This is a genomic window from Streptomyces milbemycinicus, assembly GCF_002154605.1.
Classification (GTDB): domain Bacteria; phylum Actinomycetota; class Actinomycetes; order Streptomycetales; family Streptomycetaceae; genus Streptomyces; species Streptomyces milbemycinicus.
In genome coordinates this window covers 302-4,194 of record NZ_MUNE01000718.1, presented here as the reverse complement: position 1 = coordinate 4,194, position 3,893 = coordinate 302, and the positions used below count along the sequence as shown (strand labels likewise).

Annotated in this window: 3 protein-coding genes and 1 pseudogene; 2 read left to right on the top strand and 2 right to left on the bottom strand. The window is 71.8% G+C overall.

Going from position 1 to position 3,893, the window contains the following annotated elements:
• A partial coding sequence (locus CCN51_RS43865; protein WP_086860849.1) for a glycoside hydrolase family 36 protein occupies positions 1 to 2,012 on the top strand: 2,012 nt, incomplete at its 5' end.
• On the opposite strand, the gene CCN51_RS55375 is transcribed toward CCN51_RS43865, so the two are convergent.
• Together CCN51_RS55375 and CCN51_RS43860 are read right to left on the bottom strand one after the other, a co-directional pair.
• Positions 2,009 to 2,164, bottom strand: coding sequence for a hypothetical protein (locus CCN51_RS55375; protein ID WP_158104754.1), 156 nt, complete (start codon positions 2,162 to 2,164; stop codon positions 2,009 to 2,011). The genes CCN51_RS43865 and CCN51_RS55375 overlap by 4 nt on opposite strands.
• Positions 2,165 to 2,519: 355 nt before the next feature.
• On the bottom strand, positions 2,520 to 3,548 hold the full coding sequence (locus tag CCN51_RS43860; RefSeq protein ID WP_014179966.1) for an NADP-dependent oxidoreductase: 1,029 nt from the start codon (positions 3,546 to 3,548) through the stop codon (positions 2,520 to 2,522).
• 71 nt (positions 3,549 to 3,619) lie between these two features.
• Here CCN51_RS43860 and CCN51_RS58530 point away from each other — a divergent pair.
• Positions 3,620 to 3,893: pseudogene (locus CCN51_RS58530) on the top strand (MarR family winged helix-turn-helix transcriptional regulator); the annotation flags it as partial.

Genomic DNA, 3,893 nt, shown 5'->3' with positions numbered 1-3,893 from the left:
CCGACACCGGCCCCGCCCGCCACATCGAACCGCTGGCGGCGGTGGCCCGCGCCGGGGACCCCGTACCCGAGCCCTTCGCGGGCGTACGCACCCTGCGGCGGACGGCCACGACGGCGGCGCTGCGGCTACGGGCGCAGCGGGCGACCACGACGGACACCGGCACGGAGATCGTCACCGAACTGTCCGACGGTCAGGGCCTGTTGGTCGTCCACCGGCTGACCCACCGCCCCGGCGACCCCTTCATACGGATCCGCACCAGGGCCGCCAACGAGGGCGACCGCCCCTTCGCCCTCGACCTGATCTCGTCCTTCACCCTTGGCGGCATCACCCCCTTCGCCGCCGACGACGCCCCCGGCCGCCTCGTCGTCCACCGCATCCGCTCCGCCTGGAGCGCCGAGGCCCGGCTGGTCAGCGCGACCGCCGAGCAACTGCACCTGGAGCGGCCCTGGGTCAACATCGGCACCGTGGCGGAGCGTTTCGGCGCGCCCGGGTCGATGCCCGCGGCGGGCTGGATGCCCTGGCTGGCCGTCGAGGACACCGAGGCCGGGGTGGTGTGGGGCGTCCAGCTGGCGGCGGGCGGCCCCTGGCAGCTGGAGCTGCTGCGCTCCCGCGACGGGCTGGCCATCGGCGGCGGCCCCGCGGACCACGACTTCGGCCACTGGCGCCGCACCCTTTCGCCCGGCGAGTCGTACGAGGCGCCCGAGGCCGTCGTCACCGCCGTCCACGGCGACCTGGACGCGCTCTGCGCCCGGCTCACCCGCGCCTGGGCCGGCCATCCGCGGCCCGGCCCCGAACGGACGTCATCGCTGCCGGCGATGTTCAACGAGTACGCGACGACCTGGGGCAACCCCACCCACGACCGGATCCTGGCCCTCGCCGACCGCCTCCAGAGCTCCGGCGTACGGTACTTCGTCATCGACTGCGGCTGGTTCAGCGAGCCCGGCGAGGACTGGGGCCGCAGCCACGGCGACTGGACGCCCAGCGCCGAACGCTTTCCGCACGGACTCGCCGAAACCGCCAGGCAGCTGCGCGAGCGCGGTTTCGTACCCGGGCTGTGGTGGGAGCCGGAGACGACGGGCGAGCTGTCGCGGGCGTACAAGGACGCGTCGCGCCACATCGCATACGACGGCGTCCCCGTGCATGTGTCCGCCCGCCGCTTCCTGGATCTGCGCCGCCCCGAGGTCGCCGAACCGCTGCTGGACCGGATGACCGCGCTGCTGAGCGAGGGCGGCTTCGGCTATCTCAAGATCGACTACAACGCGCATCTGGGCCCCGGCGACGACGGCGAGGGCCTGCGCGAACTCACCGCCGCCTCCCGCGGCTTCATCGCCCGGCTCTCCGCCCGGTTGCCCGACCTCGTCATCGAGAACTGCGCGGGCGGCGGCCACCGCATCGACCCCGCGTACGCCGCGCTCACCGCCGTCTCCTCGGGCTCGGACGCCTTCGAGGCCCGCGAGGCCCCGGCAATCGCGGCCGGGCTGCAGCGCGTGCTGCTCCCCCGCCAGTCGCTGGTGTGGGCGACCGTACGGGCCGACGACTCCGACGCCGCGCTCGTATACAAGCTGGCCGCGGGGTTCCTCGGACGGATCTGCCTGTCCGGCGACCCGGACCGGCTCGACGAACGGCAGTGGGCGCTGGTGCGCGAGGCGCTGGACCTGTACGGGCGGGCCGCGCCGCTCATCGACGACGGGACGACGCGGCAGGGCGGCACCCGCGGTGCCGCCCTGCGCAACGCCGTCGGCTGGCAGTCCGTCGTACGGCTGTCCCCCGACGGCCGACGCGCCCTGGTCGTGCTGCACGCCTTCGCCGACCCGGACGAGTCGCTGTCGGTGACGCTCCCGGACGAGGGCGTCAAGGCCGGCGTGGGCAGCGGGGCCGACAGGGGCGCGGCCTGGACGCTGGACGCCTGGCTCCTCGCCGACGGCACCGGCGCGCTCTCCCTCGCCGGGGATCGGCTGCGCTGGCAGCGGCCCCCGGAGTGGTCGGGCGCGGTGGCTCTGCTCAGCCGTTAGGTGCCGTCCCAGGTGACCGTTCCCTCAGTGGGGGTGTAGAGGCCGGCCAGGAGCTTGGCGAGGGTGGCTTCGCTGCGCTCCGCCGTGACTGCTGCCGCGCGGTGGCCGGCGGTCGGTCCAGCGGTGCGCTGATCCGGGGCCTGGGAGCGCAACGGACAGGCGAGCACTATTGAGCGGGACCGGCCCTCCGCCCACCCCCTCTCAGAAAACCGCTTGATGCAGTACTTGATGCAGAGCAAGCACTTTTTTAAGAGGAGGTGGGGGAGGGGCCAAACCGGACCGGCGTCTACCACTCCGGGCGACCATCCACCGTTCGGCCGCCCCGTCGGCCGGTGACGGCCTCTTGGGCTGGACGGCGACGATGCCTCCGGCACCCCTCCCCTTCCCGCTGCCGGCCGCCTTGCGCCGAAGGCGCGAGACGATACCTGCTCACGGCGACCGAACCATGCCGTCCAGTGGTCGCAGCCCGAGGCCGAGCCCGAGCACCCGGACGCGGCCCGGGCACTGTCAGTCGTTCAGCGCGACGATCATCTTGCCGATGTTCGCACCGCGCAGCATGCCCAGGAACGCGTCCACCGCGTTGTCGATGCCCTTGACCACCGTCTCCCGGTAGTGCAGCTTGCCCTCGCGCAGCCAGCCGCCGACCTCCTCCACGAACTGCTGCTGGAGGTGCTGGTGGTCCCCCACCAGCATGCCCTGCATACGCAGCCGCTTGCCGATGATGAGGGCGAGGTTGCGCGGGGCGGCGGGCGGCTCGGTCACGTTGTACTGGGCGATCATGCCGCAGACGGTGATGCGCCCGTGCACGTTGAGCCGGCCGATGGCGGCCTCCAGGTGCTCACCGCCGACGTTGTCGAAGTAGACGTCGATACCGTCGGGCGCGGCCTCCTTGAGCTGGTCCGCGACCGGGCCGTTCTTGTAGTTGAACGCCGCGTCGAAGCCGTACTCCTCGGTCAGCAGCCTGACCTTGTCGTCGGAGCCCGCGCTGCCGATGACCCGCGAGGCGCCCTTGAGCTTGGCGATCTGGCCGACCTCGCTGCCGACCGCGCCCGCCGCGCCGGAGACGAAGACCGAGTCGCCCTCCTTGAAGGACGCGACCTCGAGCAGGCCCGCGTACGCGGTCAGGCCGGTCATGCCGAGAACGCCGAGGTAGGCGGAGAGGGGGGCGGCGGCCGGGTCCACCTTGACCGCGTGCTTGGCGTCCACCTGCGCGTACTGGCGCCAGCCGGAGAAGTGCAGGACGTGGTCGCCGACGGCGATGCCCTCCGCGTTCGAGGCGATGACCTCGCCCACGGCGCCGCCATCCATCGGATGGTCGAGCTTGAACGGCGGGACGTACGACTTCACATCGTTCATCCGGCCGCGCATATACGGGTCCACCGACATGTACAGGTTGCGGACCAGCACCTGGCCGGGGCCCGGCTCGGTGACGGGGGTCTCGCGCAGCGCGAAGTCCTCCGGCTTCGGCCATCCCTCGGGACGGGCGACGAGGTGCCATTCGCGGCTGGTGGCGGGAATCGCGGGCTTGGGGGCCATGACGGGGGTCCTCTCTTATGCTTCAGGTAGTGAAATAATCATGCTGCTAAATATTTCATGATGTCAAATAAATGGGTACCCTGGTCCCCATGACCTCCAGTACCGAACCTCCTGATCCGCTGACGCTCGAAGTCGTCGAACTCATCGGCACCATCGTCGCTCGCTATCACGAGGAATACGAGACGGCCGCCGGGAAGCACTCCCTGACCGGCGCGCAGGCGCGGGTGCTCGGACTGCTGTCCCGGGGTCCGACGCCCATGCGCCGCATCGCACAGCAGCTGAAGTGCGAGCCGTCGAACGTCACCGGGATCATCGACCGCCTGGAGGCCCGCGGCCTCGCCGAGC

Coding starts and splice junctions, on each gene's coding strand:
- CCN51_RS43860 (WP_014179966.1), bottom strand. CDS start 3,548: ATGGCCCCCAAGCCCGCGATTCCCGCCACCAGCCGCGAATGGCACCTC.